Origin of the sequence: Kosakonia sp. WA-90, assembly GCF_039871955.1 — a bacterium.
Lineage (GTDB): Bacteria > Pseudomonadota > Gammaproteobacteria > Enterobacterales > Enterobacteriaceae > Kosakonia > Kosakonia oryzendophytica.
In genome coordinates this window covers 147,286-168,388 of sequence record NZ_JBDPLJ010000006.1, presented here as the reverse complement: position 1 = coordinate 168,388, position 21,103 = coordinate 147,286, and the positions used below count along the sequence as shown (strand labels likewise).

General features: G+C 53.8%; 18 protein-coding genes and 1 tRNA gene. 12 read left to right on the top strand and 7 right to left on the bottom strand.

All coding sequences use genetic code 11. From position 1 onward, the window contains the following. The first annotated feature begins 26 nt into the window (after positions 1-26). Entirely contained in the window at positions 27-1,268 is a 1,242-nt protein-coding gene (locus ABGA49_RS12615; protein WP_088237694.1) for a multifunctional CCA addition/repair protein, read from the top strand. A gap of 11 nt (positions 1,269-1,279) precedes the next feature. On the opposite strand, the gene bacA is transcribed toward ABGA49_RS12615, so the two are convergent. Next, the gene (gene bacA, locus ABGA49_RS12610; RefSeq protein ID WP_061493091.1) at positions 1,280-2,098 is read right to left on the bottom strand and encodes an undecaprenyl-diphosphate phosphatase; all 819 of its coding nucleotides are present in this window, start codon (positions 2,096-2,098) and stop codon (positions 1,280-1,282) included. Between the two features lie 107 nt (positions 2,099-2,205). Continuing rightward, positions 2,206-2,574, bottom strand: coding sequence for a bifunctional dihydroneopterin aldolase/7,8-dihydroneopterin epimerase (gene folB / locus ABGA49_RS12605; RefSeq protein WP_061493090.1), 369 nt, complete (start codon positions 2,572-2,574; stop codon positions 2,206-2,208). 163 nt (positions 2,575-2,737) lie between these two features. Here folB and plsY point away from each other — a divergent pair, with 163 nt between their 5' ends. Next, complete coding sequence (gene plsY / locus ABGA49_RS12600; protein ID WP_061493089.1) at positions 2,738-3,349, top strand: glycerol-3-phosphate 1-O-acyltransferase PlsY; 612 nt, start codon at positions 2,738-2,740, stop codon at positions 3,347-3,349. 42 nt (positions 3,350-3,391) lie between these two features. Here plsY and tsaD read toward each other — a convergent pair whose 3' ends face one another. Further along, complete coding sequence (tsaD, locus tag ABGA49_RS12595) at positions 3,392-4,405, bottom strand: tRNA (adenosine(37)-N6)-threonylcarbamoyltransferase complex transferase subunit TsaD (RefSeq protein WP_088237693.1); 1,014 nt, start codon at positions 4,403-4,405, stop codon at positions 3,392-3,394. Positions 4,406-4,642: 237 nt separating this feature from the next. Here tsaD and rpsU point away from each other — a divergent pair, with 237 nt between their 5' ends. The 3 genes from rpsU to rpoD all read left to right on the top strand — a co-directional run bounded on the left by rpsU (position 4,643) and on the right by rpoD (position 8,775). Next, positions 4,643-4,858: a 30S ribosomal protein S21 gene (rpsU, locus tag ABGA49_RS12590; protein ID WP_001144069.1), complete on the top strand. Its 216-nt coding sequence runs from the start codon at positions 4,643-4,645 to the stop codon at positions 4,856-4,858. A 166-nt stretch (positions 4,859-5,024) separates the two neighbouring features. Further along, positions 5,025-6,770, top strand: a complete 1,746-nt coding sequence (gene dnaG / locus ABGA49_RS12585) for a DNA primase (protein WP_061493087.1) — start codon at positions 5,025-5,027, stop codon at positions 6,768-6,770. Between the two features lie 157 nt (positions 6,771-6,927). Continuing rightward, the gene (gene rpoD, locus ABGA49_RS12580) at positions 6,928-8,775 is read left to right on the top strand and encodes an RNA polymerase sigma factor RpoD (RefSeq protein ID WP_061493086.1); all 1,848 of its coding nucleotides are present in this window, start codon (positions 6,928-6,930) and stop codon (positions 8,773-8,775) included. A 66-nt stretch (positions 8,776-8,841) separates the two neighbouring features. On the opposite strand, the gene mug is transcribed toward rpoD, so the two are convergent. After that, positions 8,842-9,348: a G/U mismatch-specific DNA glycosylase gene (gene mug / locus ABGA49_RS12575; protein ID WP_061493085.1), complete on the bottom strand. Its 507-nt coding sequence runs from the start codon at positions 9,346-9,348 to the stop codon at positions 8,842-8,844. Between the two features lie 125 nt (positions 9,349-9,473). On the opposite strand from mug, the gene ABGA49_RS12570 reads away from it, so the two are divergent. The 6 genes from ABGA49_RS12570 (at position 9,474) to ABGA49_RS12545 (ending at position 15,874) form a co-directional block, all read left to right on the top strand. Beyond that, positions 9,474-9,549, top strand: a tRNA-Ile gene (locus ABGA49_RS12570). Between the two features lie 436 nt (positions 9,550-9,985). Then, positions 9,986-11,098, top strand: a complete 1,113-nt coding sequence (locus ABGA49_RS12565; RefSeq protein ID WP_088237692.1) for an FIST N-terminal domain-containing protein — start codon at positions 9,986-9,988, stop codon at positions 11,096-11,098. Positions 11,099-11,103: 5 nt separating this feature from the next. Beyond that, positions 11,104-12,213, top strand: a complete 1,110-nt coding sequence (locus ABGA49_RS12560) for an ATP-binding protein (RefSeq protein ID WP_347665619.1) — start codon at positions 11,104-11,106, stop codon at positions 12,211-12,213. Then, complete coding sequence (locus ABGA49_RS12555) at positions 12,204-13,301, top strand: HDOD domain-containing protein (RefSeq protein WP_061493082.1); 1,098 nt, start codon at positions 12,204-12,206, stop codon at positions 13,299-13,301. The genes ABGA49_RS12560 and ABGA49_RS12555 overlap by 10 nt, the downstream gene beginning before the upstream one ends. Next, complete coding sequence (locus ABGA49_RS12550) at positions 13,294-14,436, top strand: HD domain-containing phosphohydrolase (RefSeq protein WP_061493081.1); 1,143 nt, start codon at positions 13,294-13,296, stop codon at positions 14,434-14,436. The genes ABGA49_RS12555 and ABGA49_RS12550 overlap by 8 nt, the downstream gene beginning before the upstream one ends. 268 nt (positions 14,437-14,704) lie before the next feature. Next, positions 14,705-15,874 carry a hypothetical protein gene (locus ABGA49_RS12545; protein WP_061493080.1) on the top strand — a complete coding sequence of 390 codons (1,170 nt, stop codon included), beginning with the start codon at positions 14,705-14,707 and terminating at the stop codon, positions 15,872-15,874. 35 nt (positions 15,875-15,909) lie between these two features. On the opposite strand, the gene ABGA49_RS12540 is transcribed toward ABGA49_RS12545, so the two are convergent. Further along, positions 15,910-16,683, bottom strand: a complete 774-nt coding sequence (locus tag ABGA49_RS12540) for a siderophore-interacting protein (protein WP_347665642.1) — start codon at positions 16,681-16,683, stop codon at positions 15,910-15,912. A 234-nt stretch (positions 16,684-16,917) separates the two neighbouring features. On the opposite strand from ABGA49_RS12540, the gene ABGA49_RS12535 reads away from it, so the two are divergent. Then, complete coding sequence (locus ABGA49_RS12535) at positions 16,918-17,436, top strand: PadR family transcriptional regulator (protein WP_061493078.1); 519 nt, start codon at positions 16,918-16,920, stop codon at positions 17,434-17,436. On the opposite strand, the gene ABGA49_RS12530 is transcribed toward ABGA49_RS12535, so the two are convergent. Then, the gene (locus tag ABGA49_RS12530) at positions 17,433-18,995 is read right to left on the bottom strand and encodes a methyl-accepting chemotaxis protein (RefSeq protein WP_347665618.1); all 1,563 of its coding nucleotides are present in this window, start codon (positions 18,993-18,995) and stop codon (positions 17,433-17,435) included. The genes ABGA49_RS12535 and ABGA49_RS12530 overlap by 4 nt on opposite strands. A gap of 445 nt (positions 18,996-19,440) precedes the next feature. After that, positions 19,441-20,961 (bottom strand): PAS domain-containing methyl-accepting chemotaxis protein, encoded by a 1,521-nt coding sequence (locus ABGA49_RS12525; RefSeq protein WP_061493076.1) that lies wholly within the window; start codon positions 20,959-20,961, stop codon positions 19,441-19,443. Positions 20,962-21,103: the final 142 nt, after the last annotated feature.

The following is a 21,103-nucleotide window of genomic DNA, read 5'->3' as shown; positions in this document are numbered from 1 at the left end:
GGCAAAATAAGTGAGAGGAGTGGCGGGTGAAGAGTTATCTGGTCGGTGGTGCAGTACGCGATACGTTGTTAGGCCTGCCAGTCAAAGACAGAGACTGGGTGGTAGTCGGCGCCACGCCGGAAGAGATGCTCAACGCGGGCTACCAACAGGTAGGCCGTGATTTTCCTGTGTTCCTGCACCCGAAAAGCCACGAAGAGTATGCCCTGGCACGCACCGAGCGCAAATCGGGCGTCGGCTATACAGGATTCACTGTCCATGCGGCACCAGACGTTACGCTTGAGCAAGATTTGCTGCGCCGCGACTTAACCGTTAACGCCCTCGCACAGGATGAAAACGGCAACATCATCGATCCTTTCAATGGTCAGCGAGATCTGCACAATCGGATCCTGCGCCATGTCTCCCCCGCCTTTGGCGAAGATCCTTTACGCGTTCTGCGCGTTGCGCGCTTTGCTGCCCGCTATGCGCATCTCAGTTTTCGCATTGCCGATGAGACCATGGCGCTGATGCGCGCCATGACAGACGCGGGTGAACTGGCGCATTTGACCACCGAACGCGTATGGCAAGAGACGGAAAATGCATTGCGCACCCGTAACCCGCAGGTCTACTTCCAGGTACTGCGGGATTGCGGCGCGCTGGCCGTTTTATTCCCGGAAGTGGACGCGCTGTATGGTGTTCCCGCGCCCGCGAAATGGCATCCGGAAATCGATACGGGCGTGCATACACTGATGACGCTGACAATGGCGGCCATGCTCAGCCCGGACGTGGATGTGCGTTTTGCCACGTTGTGCCACGATCTGGGCAAAGGGTTAACCCCCAAAGAGCTGTGGCCACGACATCATGGTCATGGCCCGGCTGGCGTAAAATTGGTAGAAGGGCTGTGTAAACGGCTTCGCGTTCCTAATGACATCCGCGACCTGGCAAAACTGGTGGCGGAGTTTCACGATCTGATCCACACCTTCCCGATCCTGTTGCCCAAAACCATCGTGAAATTGTTTGATTCTATCGACGCCTGGCGTAAGCCGCACCGCGTCGAGCAAATCGCGCTGACCAGTGAGGCAGATGTGCGCGGTCGTACCGGGTTTGAAGCCAGCGATTATCCGCAGGGGCGTTTATTGCGTGAAGCCTGGGAAGTGGCGCGTGCGGTGCCAACCAAAGCGGTGATTGATGCGGGTTTTAAAGGCGCGGAAGTGCGCGAAGAGCTGACCCGTAGACGGATAGCAGCCCTTGCACACTGGAAAGAGCAGCGTTGCCCTCAGCCGAAAGAGTGAGGGCGCAACGCTTATAAAAAGACCAGATAGACAACCGCAGCGACGATAAAACGGTAAATCGCGAAGGGGATAAACGAGATACGTTTAATCACGTGCAGGAAGGTTTTGATGGCAATCAGCGCCACAATGAACGCTGTAATAAAGCCAACGGCGAACATCGGGATATCACCGGTCGTGAGGAACCCCATACTTTTATAGAGATCCAGCACCGTGGCCCCCATCATCATGGGCACTGCCAGCAGGAACGAAAACTCAGACGCCGCGTAACGGCTTACTCCCATCAACATCCCGCCGGAAATGGTGGCGCCGGAACGGGAGAAGCCCGGCCACAGCGCCAGGCACTGGAAGCAGCCAATCATAAAGGCCTGACGATAGGTAATATCATCAACCCCTTCCGCGCGCGGAACCTTAGGTTTCAGAACTTCTGCGGCAATCAACAGTACACCACCCACCACCAACGCATAGGTCACGGTCAGCGGGTTAAACAGCGACTTGATGGTATCGTGGAAGACCAGCCCGAGCACCACGGCCGGAACCATGCCGAGCAGAATATGCCCCAGTGTCAGGCGGCCTGTACCGGTGCCTTCATGGGGCTGATGACCGAAATGAATACCAATTAAACCAAACAGGCGTCGCCAGAACATCACCACAACCGCCAGAATCGACCCCAGCTGAATCACCACCTCAAAGGTTTTTGCCGTATCGCCCTCAAATCCCAGTAAATGCCCTACGATAATCATATGGCCGGTACTGGAGACCGGCAGAAATTCGGTAAGCCCTTCAACGACACCCAGAATGGCTGCCACCAGCAACGAATGCATATCGCCCATCAAATAAACCCCTAAGAAAGCTATAAAAAACGGCTTACCCCGCAGAGAAGCCGAAAATGCCGTTATCTATGACCTGAATACTAGCGCTTGGTTTAATTATTATGAATTTAAATACTTTCTTTCGGATTTAAGCCACGCTCAATGATCACGCCTACGTTTAGCGCGCGCGCGACCGCGCCTGGTTTGCTGAGTTTGATGCGCACCCACGGCGACTGAAAGCGCGCCAGCAGCAGGTCTGCAACCTCTTCCGCCACACGCTCCACCAGTGCAAAACGCCCGCCTTCAACATGACCGACAATCACATCGGCGATATCGGCATAGCTCAGGCAATCCTTCACATCATCACTTTTAGCGGCTTTGCGGTTATCCCACGCCATTTCGATATCGAACACCAGCTTCTGTTCAATGGTCTGTTCCCAGTCGTAAACACCAATTGTGGTGATAACTGAAAGCTGCTCAATAAATACGATGTCCATTACACCTCGCCTGCTAGTGGGTTACACTCTTCTTGCTTCAGGCCGCCACTTTCCTGGCGATCCGTCAGATTTTGCGCATTCCCTGGATACCACTTTCCGGAATTTATGCGTATTATCCACGGATGCAGAGAATAAAACGACATTTTCACAACGGAACAGCGTTATGAGTGCAATCGCGCCCGGAATGATCTTCCTCGCGTACCTTTGCGGCTCAATTTCCAGCGCAATTCTGGTCTGCCGCATCGCGGGTCTTCCGGACCCACGCGAGAGTGGCTCCGGAAACCCCGGAGCGACCAACGTATTAAGAATTGGCGGCAAAGGAGCAGCCGTAACGGTACTGATTTTTGACGTATTGAAAGGCATGCTGCCGGTCTGGGGCGCATACGCGCTGGGCATCACGCCATTCTGGCTAGGCCTCATCGCGATAGCTGCCTGTCTTGGGCATATCTGGCCCATTTTCTTTAAGTTTCAGGGCGGTAAAGGTGTGGCCACAGCATTTGGCGCCATAGCGCCAATTGGCTGGGATTTAACAGGTGTGATGGCGGGAACCTGGCTGCTGACGGTGCTGCTAAGCGGTTATTCCTCCCTGGGCGCGATTGTCAGTGCGCTGATTGCCCCATTCTATGTCTGGTGGTTCAAACCGCAGTTCACTTTCCCGGTGGCGATGCTGTCGTGCCTGATCCTGCTGCGCCACCACGACAATATTCAGCGCCTGTGGCGACGCCAGGAAACCAAAATCTGGACCCGGCTCAAAAAGAAAAAACGGGAAGAGTAGGAATGTTGCCCGGCGCGCAAGTAGCAACCGGGCTGTCATAGATCACGCCGCAGGTAGCTCCGCCAGCGGCCAGCGAGGGCGAACAGTCACGCCAAGCCCGGCGTCATTCCCCACTTTCAGGCGCACCATCCCCGCATAAGCAATCATCGCGCCGTTGTCGGTGCAAAACTCCGGACGCGCATAAAAGACCTCACCGCGACGCTTTTGCATCATCTCCGCCAGTTTTGCGCGCAAGGTCCGGTTGGCGCTCACGCCGCCCGCCATGACAAGGCGCGTAAAGCCGGTTTGATCCAGCGCGCGCTTGCATTTGATCATCAGTGTATCGACCACCGCATCTTCAAACGCACGTGCAATGTCGGCGCGGGTTTGCTCATCGTCGCCATTACTTCGAATGGTGTTCGCCGCAAAGGTTTTCAGACCGGAGAAACTGAAATCCAGCCCGGGACGGTCAGTCATCGGGCGCGGGAAAACAAAACGCCCCGCCGTCCCCTGCGATGCGAGTTTTGACAGCATCGGGCCACCTGGATAATCCAGTCCGAGCAGTTTCGCCGTTTTATCAAAGGCTTCGCCTGCCGCATCATCAATCGACTCGCCCAGCAGTTCATAATGGCCAATGCCCGTGACGCTAATCAATTGTGTGTGACCGCCGGAAACCAGCAGAGCGACAAAGGGGAATGCCGGGGGATTATCTTCCAGCATCGGCGCCAGTAGATGCCCTTCCATATGGTGAACAGGGATAGCCGGAACATTCCAGGCAAACGCCAGTGAACGACCGACGGTCGCGCCGACCAGCAGCGCGCCAACCAGCCCCGGACCGGCAGTATAGGCCACCGCATCAATATCTTTTGCGGTTAATCCGGACTCTTTCAGCGCAGCCTGAATCAGCGGCACGGTTTTGCGCACATGGTCGCGGGATGCCAGTTCCGGCACCACTCCGCCGTAATCGGCGTGCAGTTTTACCTGACTATACAGTTGGTTGGCTAAAAGCCCTTGTTGATCGTCATAAATTGCGATGCCGGTTTCATCGCAGGATGTTTCAATGCCCAGTACGCGCATGGCTATTTTTACCTCGTTGCAATACCGCGCAGTGTAGGGCGAATGCGGGTCGATGTAAAACTTTGCTCACCCCAGGTGAGGAGTTCGTGTATACTCCCCACCCTTATGAAAGTCCCTTTCAAAAAGGGCGGAGGTGCTTTACAAAGCAACAGTAGTTGCAGTAAAATTCCGCACCATTTTGAAATAAGCTGGCGTGAACGCCAGCGGCAAACCGATTTAATCAAAGGTGAGAGGCACATGCCGGTAATTAAAGTACGTGAAAACGAGCCGTTCGACGTAGCTCTGCGTCGCTTCAAGCGTTCCTGCGAGAAAGCAGGTGTTCTGGCGGAAGTTCGTCGTCGTGAATTCTATGAAAAACCGACTACCGAACGTAAACGCGCTAAAGCATCCGCTGTGAAACGTCACGCGAAGAAACTGGCTCGCGAAAACGCACGCCGTACTCGTCTGTACTAATCTGTTGAGGGCGCATCGCCCTCAATTGCAGACCGAGTTGTAGTTGTAAGGCCGTGCTTCCGAAAGGAATGCGCGGCTTATTTTCGTTTATAAGCTGACATATTCTACGGACTTCCGGTTGCATCACAGCGACCTGAACGACAACGAATATAAATAAACGGGGCCTATGGCTGGACGAATCCCACGTGTTTTTATCAATGACCTGCTGGCGCGCACCGACATCGTCGATCTCATCGACGCGCGTGTAAAGCTGAAAAAGCAGGGCAAGAACTACCACGCGTGCTGTCCATTCCATAACGAAAAAACCCCCTCTTTCACCGTAAATGGTGAAAAACAGTTTTACCACTGCTTTGGTTGCGGCGCGCACGGTAACGCTCTCGACTTCTTAATGAACTACGACAAGCTCGAGTTCGTCGAAAGCGTCGAAGAACTGGCGGCCATGCACAACCTTGAAGTGCCTTTCGAAGCAGGCAGCGGGCCAAGTCTGATAGAGCGCCATCAACGGCAAACGCTCTATCAACTGATGGACGGCCTGAACGCATTTTATCAGCAATCTCTGACGCAACCTGCCGCTGAACCTGCGCGCCAGTATCTACAAAAGCGTGGTTTGAGCAGCGACATCATTGCGCGGTTCGCTATTGGTTACGCCCCACCCGGCTGGGACAACGTGTTAAAGCGTTTTGGCGGCAACAGCGAGAACCGCCAATCGCTGATCGACGCAGGTATGCTGGTAACGAACGATCAGGGACGCAGTTACGATCGCTTTCGCGAGCGGGTCATGTTCCCCATTCGCGATAAGCGTGGCCGGGTGATTGGTTTTGGCGGGCGTGTATTAGGTAATGATACGCCCAAATACCTGAACTCACCGGAAACCGATATTTTTCATAAAGGCCGCCAGCTGTATGGCCTGTATGAAGCGCAGCAGGATAACGATGAACCGCAGCGACTGTTAGTCGTCGAAGGCTATATGGACGTGGTGGCGCTGGCACAGTATGGCATCAACTACGCGGTAGCCTCGCTGGGAACGTCGACAACGGCGGATCATATCCAGTTGCTGTTCAGGGTGACGAAAAACGTCATCTGCTGTTACGACGGCGACCGTGCAGGTCGTGATGCCGCATGGCGAGCGCTGGAAACGGCGCTGCCGTATATGAGCGATGGTCGCCAGCTACGTTTTATGTTTTTGCCGGACGGTGAAGATCCGGACACGCTGGTGCGTAAAGAAGGTAAAGAGGCGTTCGAAGCGCGGATGGAGCAGGCTCAGCCGCTCTCCACGTTTCTGTTTAACAGCCTGTTGCCACAGGCAGATTTAACCACGCCGGACGGTACAACGCAGTTGGCCGCGCTGGCGCTGCCGTTAATCAACCAGGTGCCGGGCGAAACATTGCGCATCCAGTTGCGCCAAATGTTGGGTAATAAGATTGGTATTTTCGATGATGCACAGCTTGATCGATTAATGCCAAAACAGGCGGAAAACAGCGTGGTCCGCCCCGCTCCTCAGCTAAAACGCACAACCATGCGTATACTGATAGGGCTATTGATCCAGAACCCGGAGCTGGCGCCAGCGGTGCCTCCACTCACCGGCCTGGATCAATCCAGACTACCTGGGCTTGGCTTATTTGCAGAACTGGTCAACACTTGTTTGTCACAGCCAGGACTGACCACCGGGCAGTTGTTGGAGCATTACCGCGGCACAAAAGAGGCCGCAACCCTTGAAAAACTGTCAATGTGGGACGATATAGCAGATAAGGACATTGCGGAAAAAACGTTCACCGACGCACTCAATCATATGTTTGATTCGATGCTTGAACGGCGACAAGAAGAGTTGATAGCTCGCGATCGCACACACGGTTTAAGCAGCGAAGAACGCCGGGAGCTCTGGCAGTTAAACCAGGAACTGGCGAAAAAGTGAATTCAACGGCTTAAGTGCCGATAATCGTTCGGGTAGATCCCGACAGCCGCGATGAGGGCCAGCGGCAAAAATATAAATACACCCTCGCGTTAAATGTTGGCGGTTTATTTCGCCGACCGACACCAACCCTCATGAATTTAAGTGTGGATACCGTCTTATGGAGCAAAACCCGCAGTCACAGCTGAAGCTTCTTGTCACCCGTGGTAAGGAGCAAGGCTATCTGACCTATGCCGAGGTCAATGACCATCTGCCGGAAGATATCGTCGACTCCGATCAGATCGAAGACATCATCCAAATGATCAACGATATGGGCATCCAGGTGATGGAAGAAGCACCGGATGCCGATGATCTGTTGCTGGCTGAAAACTCCAACAACACCGACGAAGATGCGGAAGAAGCTGCTGCGCAGGTACTTTCCAGCGTTGAGTCTGAAATCGGGCGGACAACCGACCCGGTGCGTATGTACATGCGCGAAATGGGTACCGTTGAACTGCTGACCCGCGAAGGCGAAATCGACATCGCTAAACGTATCGAAGACGGGATTAACCAGGTTCAGTGCTCCGTTGCCGAGTACCCGGAAGCCATTACTTATCTGCTGGAACAATACGACCGCGTTGAAGCAGAGCAAGCACGTCTGTCTGATCTGATCACCGGTTTCGTCGATCCCAATGCGGAAGAAGACATGGCGCCTACGGCGACCCACGTCGGTTCTGAACTCTCCAGCGAGGAGATGGACGACGATGACGATGATGAAGACGAAGATGACAGCGACGATAACAGCGATGACGATAACAGCATCGACCCGGAGCTGGCGCGCGAGAAATTCGCCGAACTGCGTACCCAGTACGAACTGACCCGCGACACCATCAAAGCAAAAGGCCGCAGCCACGCTGCCGCTCAGGAAGAGATCCTGAAGCTGTCTGAAGTGTTCAAGCAGTTCCGTCTGGTACCAAAACAGTTCGACTACCTGGTTAACAGCATGCGCACCATGATGGATCGCGTGCGTACCCAGGAACGCATCATCATGAAGCTGTGCGTTGAGCAGTGCAAAATGCCGAAGAAGAACTTCATTACGTTGTTCACCGGCAATGAAACCAGCGAAACCTGGTTCAACGCTGCGTTGGCCATGAACAAACCGTGGTCGGAAAAACTGCATGAAGTGACCGAAGAAGTACAACGCGCACTGCTGAAGCTGCAACAGATCGAAGAAGAAACCGGCCTGACCATCGAGCAGGTTAAAGACATCAACCGTCGCATGTCTATCGGCGAAGCGAAAGCCCGCCGTGCGAAGAAAGAGATGGTAGAAGCGAACCTGCGTCTGGTTATCTCTATCGCCAAGAAATACACCAACCGCGGTCTGCAGTTCCTCGATCTGATTCAGGAAGGCAACATCGGTCTGATGAAAGCGGTAGACAAGTTTGAATACCGCCGCGGCTATAAGTTCTCCACCTATGCAACCTGGTGGATCCGTCAGGCGATCACCCGATCTATCGCGGATCAGGCGCGTACCATCCGTATTCCGGTGCATATGATTGAGACCATCAACAAGCTCAACCGTATCTCCCGCCAGATGCTGCAGGAAATGGGGCGTGAACCGACGCCGGAAGAGCTGGCTGAGCGCATGCTGATGCCGGAAGACAAAATCCGCAAAGTGCTCAAAATCGCCAAAGAGCCTATCTCCATGGAAACACCGATTGGTGATGATGAAGATTCGCATCTGGGCGATTTCATTGAGGATACCACCCTCGAGCTGCCGCTGGATTCTGCCACGACTGAGAGCCTGCGCGCTGCCACGCACGATGTTCTGGCTGGCCTGACCGCCCGTGAAGCGAAAGTCCTGCGTATGCGCTTTGGTATTGACATGAATACCGACCACACGCTGGAAGAAGTGGGTAAACAGTTTGACGTTACCCGCGAACGTATTCGTCAGATCGAAGCGAAGGCGCTGCGCAAACTGCGCCACCCGAGCCGTTCTGAAGTGCTGCGTAGCTTCCTCGACGATTAAGTTGTTATGCCGTAATGCTAAAAGGCTTCCAGCGATGGAAGCCTTTTTTGTTTCCTCTCCAACGCATTAAAGTCCTCGCGTGACCAGTGCCTCATCCAGTTCCCGGTAAGATTGCACCAATTTATCCAGCGTTGCGCGGTTGAGCCCGCTGGGGTTCGGCAACACCCAAACCTGCGTGACGCCAATGGTAATAGCCTGTTTGCCCCAGGGCGCGCCGCGCACGCTGAATGCCTGCTCAAAGGCATTTTTACCGAGGATCGCTAACGCAGCGGGTTGGTAATCTTCGATCTTCTTGATCAGTTCCCTGCCACCGTTACGCAGTTCATGAAGATCCACTTCGCTTGCCTGCACGGTCGGGCGTTCGACCAGCATGGTGATACCACAGCGAGTATCAAGCAGATGCCGTTCATCTTCCGGACGCAACAAGGTATCAGTAAAGCCCGCCTGGTGGATCACTTTCCAGAAGCGATTCCCCGGGTGAGCAAAGTGAAAACCCGTATGGGCGGAAGACTTGCCAGGGTTGATACCGCAAAACACCACCCGCAACCCCGGCTCCAGAATATCGTGGATCATACCCACCTCCTGATGAATGCCGTAAAAGCCAGTATAAGAGATTGAAAATAGGTTGTTTATAAAAACATCAGCCAGGCGATTCCCGCTGGATTGCGTGGGTAAGTTACTTTATAATTCCCCGCCACGGCCCCTTAGCTCAGTGGTTAGAGCAGGCGACTCATAATCGCTTGGTCGCTGGTTCAAGTCCAGCAGGGGCCACCAAATTTTCTAATTACCTTCAATAAGTTACCTGCATTTTCTTAATGTAATTTGTTTTACCTTTTCCTCGAATGTCTCAAAAGTGTCTCACCGTCATAACGGTGCTAAAGATTTACGATTTGTTTTTCACTGGCGCTTTACCTGTCGTAAATGGAAATTTATGCAAAACTCAATGCTTGCGCCGAAGTGATTTCAGCACATCATAAATCTTCGCCGGTTTCCCCTCTCCGATCTTGTTGCCCAACCTCACCGTAAGAACGATTAACGCCCCGCGTTATAGAAGAAAAATATAAGCAAAAAAGCCTGCCAAATTATAGCCCTGCGGATTTGCTATTTACGGGGCCAACTCCTAATCTTCCATCATCGGGACAGTTGACGATGTACTGGACCAGGCGAGTACAGACGTGAAGATAGCTGTTCAGAATGGGGAGATGATGCCGTGAATTTCCAACCCAGATATGCAAGTAGCGAGTCTCCGGATCCGGTTCAGGCAGTGGCCGAGTTTGCTGAACAGATCGGTCACGACGAAATCGAAACCGTTATTTTCTTCTGCTCTCCGGATTATGATCTGGAGGCTCTAGGCCGGGCGTTAAAAAGCACCTTCTCCTGTCCCTGCATCGGTTGTACTTCCTCAGGTCACATTGGCACAGAAGGTTTCCAGCACTCCGGGCTACTGGGGCTTGGATTAGGCGGTGGTTTTCGCGCCCGCACTTTTATCATCCACCCGCTGATTGAATACACCGCCGTCATCACCGACATTGCCGAAACCATTCGTCGCGACAGTCAGGAGAGACCCAACCTGCACCGTTTCGGCCTGCTGCTGGTCGATGGTCTTTCGATGGCCGAAGAACGTCTTGTCGCGAACCTGTATCAGCAGATAGGCAATGTTCCTATCGTGGGGGGATCCGCAGGCGACGATTTACGTTTCGAAAAAAGCTACGTCTATGATGGTAACGGGCATTTCGTCTCTGATGCCGCCGTTTTTGCCGTTATCGAAACCAGCTCTCCGGTCGCCACCTTTAAGATCCAGCATTTCGAACCCAGCGACGTGGAACTGGTTATCACCGAGGCCGATGCCGAGAAACGGCTTATTCTCGAGATCAACGGCGAACCTGCCGCACAGGTGTATGCGGAGTCTCTTGGCCTGACTGTCGATGAATTAACACCAACGGTCTTCTCCCGAAACCCACTGGTTCTCTCTTTCGGCGACGAGCCTTACGTTCGTTCGATACAAAAAATGAACGCGGACCTCTCTCTTACTTGTTATTGCGCCATTGAAGAAGGGTTGATCGTGTCGATCGGCATTGCCGAAGATCCCATTCAGACCTTTAGCCAGGCCTTTGACAGAGTGCGTGAAACCATCCCGGATCCCGCTGTCATCATCGGCTGTGATTGCATCCTGCGCCGTCTCCAGTTCGAAAAAGAGGGGCTTGAGCAACAGATCGGCGAAATTATGGTGCAGAACAGGGTGGTGGGGTTCTCAACTTACGGCGAGCAATATAACGGGCTGCATGTAAACCAGACATTTACAGGTGTTGCCATTGGAGGTTAATCACTATGTCCGCCTTTCCCGAAGCCTCCCCAACCGGCCTTTCTCTCGCGGATTATGAGCGCAAGCTCATCGCTCGGGACAAGACCATCGACGTCCTGAAACGCCGCATCGCACAAGAAGCCCGACACAGCCACGCCACGCCGTTCGCCATTCTGGAGCAGAATGTGGGGCTGGAAAAAGTGGTCGCCCGTAAGACAATGGAGCTGGAAAACGAGCGACACGAACTGGAAAAAGCGCTGGCTGAGTTGCGCATTACCCAAACGCAGCTGCTTCAGGCGCAAAAAATGGAGTCTATCGGCCAACTTGCCGCCGGTATCGCCCATGAAATCAACACGCCGACCCAGTATGTCTCTGACAACGTCGGCTTTGTTAAAAGTGCGAATGCTACGCTGTTAACGCTGCTTGATGCGGCTCTTGCGCTGGCCGATGTCGCGCGTGGGAAACTGGCCGATGAGCCTGCCATGGCGGAATTTGACGCGACGCTCAAGCGCACGAAGTTAGACTTTTTGCGCCGCCAGATCCCAGGTGCGCTGGACGAATCACTCGAAGGCCTTGGCCATATCGCCAGAATCGTCGCCGCCATGAAAGAGTTCTCACACCCTTCGCAAAATGTGAAGGAGCGGGTGGATATACGCGAAATCATCAATACCACGGTGACTGTGGCCCGCAACGAATGGAAGTACGTGGCCAATCTTGAAACCCATTTCAGCGACGATTTACCCCAGCTACCTTGCCTGCGCGATATGGTGGGCCAGGCTATCCTCAACCTGGTGGTTAACGCCGCGCATGCTATTGCGGACACGCTGAAGGAAGGCATCAAAGAGAAAGGCCGCATCACCATTTCTGCGCAACAGAACGGTGATTATCTGGAAATCCGCGTCAACGACGATGGCAGTGGTATCCCGGCGGCGATCCGCGACCGCATTTTCGATCCCTTCTTTACCACTAAGGCCGTGGGAAAAGGAACAGGGCAAGGGCTGGCGATTGTGTACTCAACGGTGGTAGACAAACACGATGGACAGATCCGTTGCGAGTCGCAAGAGGGCGTCGGCTCAACGTTTATCCTGCAGTTTCCGCTACGCAGCAGCAAGGAGGATGATCCGGCATGCAAGTGATGTTCGTGGATGACGAAAGCAGGGTGCTGTCAGGTATTGAGCGGGCCATCATGATGCACGATGCCGACTGGGAGAGTCGCTTCGCCACCAGCGGCCCTGAGGCGCTGGCAATGCTGGAAGAGACGCCGGCGGACGTGGTGGTGTCCGATATGCGCATGCCTTTTATGGACGGCGCAGAATTACTGGCCCAGGTGCGCGATCGCTGGCCTGGCACAATACGCATTATCCTCTCCGGTTACTCCGAACCTGATGCCACCCGGCGAATGCTGGACGTCGCGCACCGATTTGTGGCCAAACCCTGCGACAGTGCAGCGTTGTTCACGATGATCGGCAGTGCCCTGGCGTTACGCGATATGTTTAAAGATCCTGCCGTGCTCGGGATTATCGGGCGTATTAACCAGTTGCCCGCCTCACCTAAAGTGTTTACCGAAGTCTGCCAGCTCATCGCCCGCCCCGACAGTGATACCCGGCAGATCGCAGAACGCCTGGCCAGCGACCCTGCGCTAAGCGCCAAAATCATGCAGCTTGCCAATTCAGCATGGTTCAGCCGGGGAGGGAAAATTCATGATATTGGCAGCGCCATTACCCATCTGGGGCTGGAACAAGTAAAGCTGCTGGTGCTGGCCTCCCAGTTTTTTGCCGATGCGAAAGCCGATCCGTACGTTGAACAACTGCAACACCGCGCCCTTCTCGCCTCCAAACTGGCTGAGCGTATCGCCGGGCATCAGGGGCTGGAACCTACCGCTGCGCTGTTGGCCAATATTGCATTGCTGATCCCGGAAATGCGTGAGGACGGCGGCGAATCCCCTCTCGCGCGCGACAATATTCCCCTGCGTTCCGCTGTGGGCGCTTATCTGCTGGCGCTATGGGGCTTACCCATGGACATTGTGGAGATTGTGGCGGGCCACGCTCAGCCTTCCCGTTCCACAAACGGTGTTTTTGACGCGCTCGGTATCGTGCACGTCGCGGTCGCGCTGGCCAATCACACCCTGCCGGATCGGGATTATCTCGAACAGACAGGCATGCTGAACCAGCTACCTTTATGGCAGCAAATGCTTGCCACCCTACAGGACACTCCTCATGACTGATACCGCCTTACCCCGGGTGCTGTGCGTCGACGATGAACCCAATGTACTCGCAGCGATAGAACGAAACCTGTTTGGTGAATTTGACGTGGTCGTCGCACCGAGTGGGGAAGCGGGACTGGATGCGATTCGCTGGGGAGAACCTTTTGCTGTGATCATGTCGGACATGCGCATGCCCAACATGGACGGGGCGACCTTTCTGGCCAAAGCGCGGGAGCTTTCTCCCGATAGCGTGCGGCTCCTCCTCACCGGGCAAGCCGATGTCACATCCTCCATTGCGGCCATCAACAAAGGGGCTATTTTCCGCTACCTGTGTAAACCCTGCCCGAAAGAGGAATTGATTGCGACGCTCAACGACGCTGTTCGTCAGTATCGTCTCGTCCGTGCAGAAAAAGAGTTGCTGGCCACCACCCTCACCGCCTCGGTGAAAACGCTGACGGAAGTGCTCGCCATGGTAGCGCCCTGGGCGTTCCAGCGGGCAGCCTTCGCCCAATCCTGCGTCCGTCACGCATTGCCAAAACTGGAGTGGCACGATGAGTGGATATACACTATCGCCGCCTCATTGAGTCAAATCGGTTGCGTCGGCATTCCCGCCGACATCGTGCAAGCCGATGCAGCCCAGCGCAAACTATCGGAAGAAGAGAGGAAACTGTTGGTGGGGCATCCGGAAGTTGCCGCCCGTCTGGTTGGAAATATCCCGCGTCTTGAACTGGTGGCCGAAATCATTCGTCATCAGGCGAAAGAGCCTGCACCCAATGTGCCCCTCGAAGTGTTGCGCGGTTCGCATTTACTGCGTGCAGCCCTTGAACTGGAACGCCATGCCGCACGCGGATGGAGTCTGGAGCGCCCCTGGGAGATCCTGCGCGCCGCAAGCCCCGCGTTGCCGGACTATATCATTAAATCCCTTTCGGATTTCCGCACCAATGTCACCGGCGTACGCTCTGCGCGAATTCGTGAACTGATGCCCGGCTGGGTGGTGGATGAAGATATCCGCACCACGAACGGTTTGATGGTGCTGACGAAAGGGCATGAACTTACCGACACCGCTATCTCTGCCCTTCAGCGGCTGCTCAGTGCAGAGGCCATTAAAGAGCCGATACGGGTACGCGGGCTGCCTGACAGCACAACGCCTGGTTAATGTTATGCCGCGTCCGGCAGATAAGGGTGAGGTCTTATCGGCAGCAGAAAACGTTCCGCTGCGCGGTAATTATCTGCTTTGCCATAACGCAACTTTTTACGCATTTCGCATGGAAAAGAGGCCGTAAACGCAATTTTCACAGAAAGACTACGCATTGAAAGGGGGCGCATGTAATATGGTGCCGGACGATTGCGAGCTTCATAGTCGTGGTCCAGATCTGATGAACAACTCCCATTAACAGACTCATTACGCGCTTTGACGAAACGCCATGAACAAACCTATAAAACGGCTTGAAATCATCAAATACGCCATTGAACTGGAGGATGACGGGATCATCCATAGTCAGCTTCCCTTACTCAAAGCGGAAGTCACGGACCCGGAATTAGCCTTCATTGTCCAGGCGCTTGAAGCGAAAAACTACAGTGATGCGATGCGCGTTATCACGGAGTGGCTGCAGAATCAGCGCTCGGTGGTCGCCTGGTCAGATCCGCAGGTATCCGCCAGCAAACTGGAGCTGAAAGCCCTGGAAGAACAATTGCGGGAGCTGATTGATAAACGTAACGCCCGCATCCAGTTGCTGGATGAGTTCAACGACCTGTACATGACCCGCCTTGGGCCACTGATGTCGCAGATCCTGAACTTGCGCAAAACCCTCGCCGAAGCCGCCGTCCGCCGCCAGGAAGCCGAAGCGCGCCGCCGTGAAGCGGATTATCAGCGTTGCCAGAAATACCTGTCGCAGGCGGTCAATGTTCTGGTGATGCTGACTCAGCGTTGGGAAAGTATGCCGCCTCACTCCATACAAGCCGCTGAAGCGCGTAAACATTTACAGCAGCAAAACGACCTGATTGCCTCTCTGCTGGCCGAAGCGCTGGAGCTGGAAAGCGGCCTCACGCGTGAAGACGAACCGACTCGCCATGCCCGTGACGAGGCACGCCAGGAGTACGAAAACCATCAGGAACAGCAGCACGATGCCGAAAAACGCTTCAGTTTTGAACAAAAAATGACGGAAGACGAGCGCACTGAGCTGAAACGTCTGTGGCGTCAGGCGAGTAAACTCTGCCACCCGGATCTGGTGGATAATGAGCTGAAAAACGAGGCCCATGGCATGATGGTGCAGCTGAACCAGGCGCGCGAGCGTGGCGACCTGAGCGCCATTCGCTCTTTGCTGACCCGTCTGCAACAAGGCTTAGACCCCATGATGGCCAGCGATCGTTTAAACGATCTGCAACGTTTACGTCAGCGTATCGTCGAGGTGAAACAACATATCGCAACGCTGATTGAGGAACTCGCCGCGTTGGAAAAAGAGGAGACCTGGCAACTGGTGTCAACACTCGGCGATCAGGAAACCTACTTCCGCCAGCAGGAAAAAGCACTGACAGAATTGCGTCAGACGCTGGAGCAGCAAGTCAGCGAGGCGGAGTACGACGAAGTCGCCTGAAAGCAGTAAGCCCGGTCACCCACCGGGCCTGCTCGCTACTTTTTGTGCCAGTACGCCTGCGCGCGTACCAGTTGCTGATCGATACCGTTACCCTCAAAGCGGCCCATCAGCGATTTCACTGCATCACCCTCCCCGGTCAGCCAGATAAAATAATCTTCATCCGGTACCGTCAGGGCCGCCAGCTTGTCAGCCACCGCCTGCGGGTTATGGCCAATCACCCACTGGATATCAAAACCGCTCAGATGCGCCAGGTAGTCCTGATACGCAGCATTATCAATCGTGACCACCGCCATGACGTTCGGGCGCGCAGCAAGCTGGCTTATCTCTTCCAGCCGGCGGCGCAGCGCTGGCATGCCGGACTCATCACACACATAGAGCTGCCAGGCATAATCTTCCGGCACAACCAGCGAACCGCGCGGTCCGCCAATGGTCAGCTTATCGCCAACCTGTGCCTTTAGCGCCCACTGGCTCGCCACTCCGCCATCATGGATATAGAAATCCAGCAGCAGCTCATGACGCCCGGCATCATACAGCGGTGTATAGTCGCGGGAAGCCGGACGCGGCCCGTCGCCCCAGACAATCCCTTCATCTGTCACAACTGGTGGCACAAACGATGTGCCCGGCTGCGGGAAAAAAACTTTGGTGTGATCGTCAAATCCGTGGGAGGAAAACCCCTCCAGTTGCTCGCCGCCCAGCACCACACGCTGGAAGCCAACGCCCGGGCGCTCTACGCGCAGTACAGTTAATTCACGAAAGCGCAGCGCATTGCGTACGCGCTGCGGGTAACGCTGTGGGTTGGTAGTCATAATCGGCCTTCGTAGCGTTGAATACGATATATCTAAATATTGTGCAAATGATAATGATTGTTGATTAGAAAGAAGGCAAGCGCTTTTTATGATATAGACAAGACAAAGCGCACAGTTCGTTAAAGGGGAAAATAATTACTATATTTATCATAATATTAAGAAAAATAAAGGTTTTAAAGATTGTCTGAAAAGTAATTTTAGATATAAATTAGATATATCAAATAACAGGAGAGGTGTATGCGGCATCATCACGGTAACAATAACGAGGGGCACCACCACGGTGGCGGCCGCCGCCAGCGCTTTTTTGGTCATGGCGAATTGCGGTTGGTTATTTTGCACCTGCTGGCGCACAACGCCAGCCACGGTTATGAGTTGATTAAAGAGATTGAAACCCTGACGCAAGGCAACTACACGCCAAGCGCTGGTGTTATCTATCCAACGCTGGATTTTTTGCAGGATCAGCAGTTGATCGCCATCAGTGATGAAGAGAGCGGGCGCCGGAAAATAGCCATTACCGCAGAGGGGCTGCGCTGGCTGGAGGAAAATCAGACGCAACTGGCGCAAATTCAGGCGCGCATTAAAGCCCGTAATGTAGGCTATCAGTTACGCCGAGACCCACAGATGAAACGCGCACTGGAGAATTTCAAAGCGGTACTGGATTTACGCGTCAATCAGGGGGAACTCAGCGCCACGCAGCTAAAGCAAATCATCGGCATTATCGACCGCGCAGCGCTGGATATTTCACAACTGGATTAAGCCGACGCGGGCATATCGCGCAGACGGAACACCTGTACCAGCTCATGCAGGTGCAGCGCCTGTTCATTTAGCGCTGCCGCCGCCGCAACAGACTCTTCCACCAGGCTGGAGTTCTGCTGGGTGGTGGAGTCAATCAGCCCAATGGCGCTGTTGATCTGCGAAATGCCGTCGGTTTGCTCCCGGCTTGCCTGGCCAATCTCACGCAGGATCACATCCATCTCTTCAACGTTCGTCACCATACCGTTAATCAGCGCACTGGCTTTTTCCACCAGCGACATCCCCTCGCGGGTTTGGCTGGCTGAACTTTCGATCAGATGACGGATCTCGTTCGCCGATGAAGCGCTTTTCTGCGCCAGTTGACGGACTTCGCCTGCCACTACTGCAAAGCCACGGCCATGCTCACCGGCCCGTGCGGCTTCTACCGCGGCGTTAAGTGCAAGGATATTGGTCTGGAACGCAATGGAATCGATCAGGTTGATAATGTCGGACATGCGGTTAGACGTGTCGTTAATGACGCGCATTTTTTCCGTCACCTGCTTCATCATCTCGCCATTGTTTTTCACTACCGTTGCCGCACCCGCAGAGAGCTGCGACGCTTCCGATGTATGATCGGCGGTGTTTTTCACCGTTGCCGTGATCTGTTCCATCGAGGCGGCCGTTTGCTCAACGGAGCTGGCCTGTTCTTCGGTTCTTGCCGCCAGATCCTGGTTACCCGCTACGATCTGCGCTGCTGCGCTGGAAATGCTTTCAGAGCCGTTTTGCACCTGGTGGACAATCTCAACCAGGCGGTTTTTCATTTCCATCAAGGCATGCAGAAGGATACCGGTTTCGTCGCGATGACGAACATCAATGGTGCGGGTTAAATCACCATCGGCAATCGCTTCGGCAAAAACGACCGCTTCACCCAACGGGTGGGTGATCATGCGCACGATATACCAGCCCATCAGGCTTCCCATACCAATGCTGAATACCGCAAGCAGGATCAGCATTAAGCGGTTGGTGCTGAAGTCATTTTGTACCTGAGCGCCTGCCGTGCGTATCTGTTTGTCCTGTATAGCAATCAATGCCATCACTTTCTCTTTATAGGCGTTTTGAATCCTGACCGTGTTGGTCATCATCTCTTCAATCGCCGCCGCACGGTCGTTTTTCTTCACCGCATCAAGGATGCGGAAGCGGGAATCAAGATACTGCTGGCGTACGGTGCGGATATCAGAAAGAACTTTTTGTGATTCGCGGTCCGGCAGGTTTTTCGACAGGTCTTCAAGGAGGGAGGTAACGTGACTGCTGATGTCGGCGAGCTGTTTCTGCGTTTCCGTCGTCCATCTGCCATCATTGTCGAGCAACATCATTTGCTGGGTGTTCACGAAGGCATTGAAATTATCGATCAAATCGTTCGCTTTGACAGTGGTGGGATAGTCATTATGAACAATCTCTTGCATGCCATTATTTGCACGATTCAGGCTGAGTAGTGAAAGGCAGGAACTTACTACCATCAACACAATAAAAAAGCCGAATGCCAGAAATAATTTCGTGCCGATTTTTACGTCATGTAAAAACATATATTCTCCATGGGATTGATTATTTTGCTGAGGAAAGCGCGTGCCCCTAATCGAAAAGGCGAGCTTAAGTCCCTGGTGCGTTTAAAAAGAAAGCAACCACCTAACGTTATCGGTAACCGAAACGCTAACTTTATGAGTTTGATCGTTTTTTTAATTACTTATTGAATAAACCGATAGTTACAGGCGATTAATCCCATTGCATCGATCGTTATATGTACGGAAAAATTGATAAGAACAATGTATTTACTACAACTTAACCGGATTTAATTAATAATTAAGTTACAGTCTTTGATGTTTATTAATGCTTCACAATTCCAATTATATTTAATAATAATTTAACAAAGAAAGAATAATACTATTACATAATAAAACGCACTTTTATTATGGTCATAGACAAAAAAACCACCAGAATATCTCCTGGTGGTTTTTAATTCGCTTAGAGGGGTTAATGCAATACAGAAACGGCATCCTGTAAACGCCCGGCGCGATGCTGCACCATCGCCGACACCGTCGCACTCTCTTCAACTAACCCGGCGTTCTGTTGGGTAATGGCATCCAGTTCAGAGACCGCGCGCGTCAGCTCGGAAAGCCCCGCTGCCTGCTCGGATGCCGACTGGCTGATTTGCCCAATCAGAGCCGTCACGTTCTGCACCTGATTAACAATATCATCCATGGTCTGGCCTGCGGCATGCACCTGCTCGTAGCCAGACTGTACTTTGCTGGCGCTGGCGTCGATAAGCTTGCGAATATCATTGGCCGCATTGGCACTGCGGCTGGCCAGGTGGCGAACCTCCCCGGCGACAACAGCAAACCCTTTGCCCTGCTCCCCGGCGCGGGCAGCTTCAACTGCCGCGTTCAATGCCAGGATATTGGTCTGGAAAGCGATGTCATTAATCAGCGCGGTAATTGAACCAATGCGCTGCGTACTGTTGGCAATCTCATCCATGGTTTTCACCACCGTTTCCATCACTTTTCCGCCGTGCGACGCCGCACTGCTAGCGGAGCTGGAGAGCTGGTCCGCTGCCGACGCGGTTTGCGAACTGGTCTGCACCGATGCAGCCATCTGGCTCATGGTCGCTACGGTTTGCTGAACGTTGTCGACCGTCGCGCGGGTACGCGCATTGAGATCATCGTTACCTTTGGCCAGCGTTTCACTGCCTTTACGCACGCTGTTGACCTGGCTGGAGACATCGTGGATCAACCAGCGACACATTAACCCCAGTTGCCCGACCGCACGTAGCGCAAGCCCCAGTTCATCACTACGGTTGAGCGGTTGTACGCTGTTACGCTCCCCGGTTGCAACGCTCAGCGCCTGGCGAGCAACGTTTTCTGCCGGGCGAACGATTTGCCACTCAAACGCCATCCCGCCTGCCAGCATCGCCAGTGTACTGACCATCAATGCCAGTGTGCTGCTATCCGCCAGCCACAACCCCATCAGTTGTGCAACCCAGGCGCACACCATCACGCTCCGGGCACGCCAGCGAAGCGGCATGGCGCGCAGATTTCCCCACCACCTTTTGCTTACCACCAGCCCCTTATGGATCCGCTTATTACAGCGTCCTTCATTTAACGCGTTGTACAGTGGTTCAACGGCGGCAATCTCATCGTCCGTCGCGCGGGTGCGAATCGACATGTACCCGGTAAGTTGCCCATCACGCACCATCGGGATCGCGTTGGCGCGCACCCAATAATGGTCGCCATTTTTACGTCGGTTTTTAACAATTCCGCTCCAGGGTTCTCCCTGTTTGAGCGTATACCACATATCGGCAAACGCGGCTTTGGGCATATCCGGGTGACGAACCAGATTGTGCGGCTGGCCCTGTAACGCTTCCAGAGGGTATCCGCTGGCCTGGACAAACGCATCATTTGCGTGGGTGATGTAACTGTGCACGTCGGTTGTTGACATAAGAGTGATGTCGTCATCCAGCGGAAAAAGCCGCTGACTAACATAAAGCGGAGAAGGCATGATGGCATCCTTGGCAGGTTATAGGTCTGTTAAAAATTATTGCGAATGTTATTTCGGCGATAATGGATTTATCTTTAGTTGTTAAATTTGATTTAGATCGCAATTCACGCTAAAACCGCATTTTTTGTATGCCCTGTAACTC

Excerpts from the sequence above, each read along its gene's own strand:
- bacA (WP_061493091.1), bottom strand. The coding sequence starts at position 2,098 with ATGGGCGATATGCATTCGTTGCTGGTGGCAGCCATTCTGGGTGTCGTT.
- folB (WP_061493090.1), bottom strand. The coding sequence starts at position 2,574 with ATGGACATCGTATTTATTGAGCAGCTTTCAGTTATCACCACAATTGGT.
- plsY (WP_061493089.1), top strand. The coding sequence starts at position 2,738 with ATGAGTGCAATCGCGCCCGGAATGATCTTCCTCGCGTACCTTTGCGGC.
- tsaD (WP_088237693.1), bottom strand. The coding sequence starts at position 4,405 with ATGCGCGTACTGGGCATTGAAACATCCTGCGATGAAACCGGCATCGCA.
- rpsU (WP_001144069.1), top strand. The coding sequence starts at position 4,643 with ATGCCGGTAATTAAAGTACGTGAAAACGAGCCGTTCGACGTAGCTCTG.
- dnaG (WP_061493087.1), top strand. The coding sequence starts at position 5,025 with ATGGCTGGACGAATCCCACGTGTTTTTATCAATGACCTGCTGGCGCGC.
- rpoD (WP_061493086.1), top strand. The coding sequence starts at position 6,928 with ATGGAGCAAAACCCGCAGTCACAGCTGAAGCTTCTTGTCACCCGTGGT.
- mug (WP_061493085.1), bottom strand. The coding sequence starts at position 9,348 with ATGATCCACGATATTCTGGAGCCGGGGTTGCGGGTGGTGTTTTGCGGT.
- ABGA49_RS12560 (WP_347665619.1), top strand. The coding sequence starts at position 11,104 with ATGTCCGCCTTTCCCGAAGCCTCCCCAACCGGCCTTTCTCTCGCGGAT.
- ABGA49_RS12555 (WP_061493082.1), top strand. The coding sequence starts at position 12,204 with ATGCAAGTGATGTTCGTGGATGACGAAAGCAGGGTGCTGTCAGGTATT.
- ABGA49_RS12550 (WP_061493081.1), top strand. The coding sequence starts at position 13,294 with ATGACTGATACCGCCTTACCCCGGGTGCTGTGCGTCGACGATGAACCC.
- ABGA49_RS12545 (WP_061493080.1), top strand. The coding sequence starts at position 14,705 with ATGAACAAACCTATAAAACGGCTTGAAATCATCAAATACGCCATTGAA.
- ABGA49_RS12535 (WP_061493078.1), top strand. The coding sequence starts at position 16,918 with ATGCGGCATCATCACGGTAACAATAACGAGGGGCACCACCACGGTGGC.
- ABGA49_RS12530 (WP_347665618.1), bottom strand. The coding sequence starts at position 18,995 with ATGTTTTTACATGACGTAAAAATCGGCACGAAATTATTTCTGGCATTC.
- ABGA49_RS12525 (WP_061493076.1), bottom strand. The coding sequence starts at position 20,961 with ATGCCTTCTCCGCTTTATGTTAGTCAGCGGCTTTTTCCGCTGGATGAC.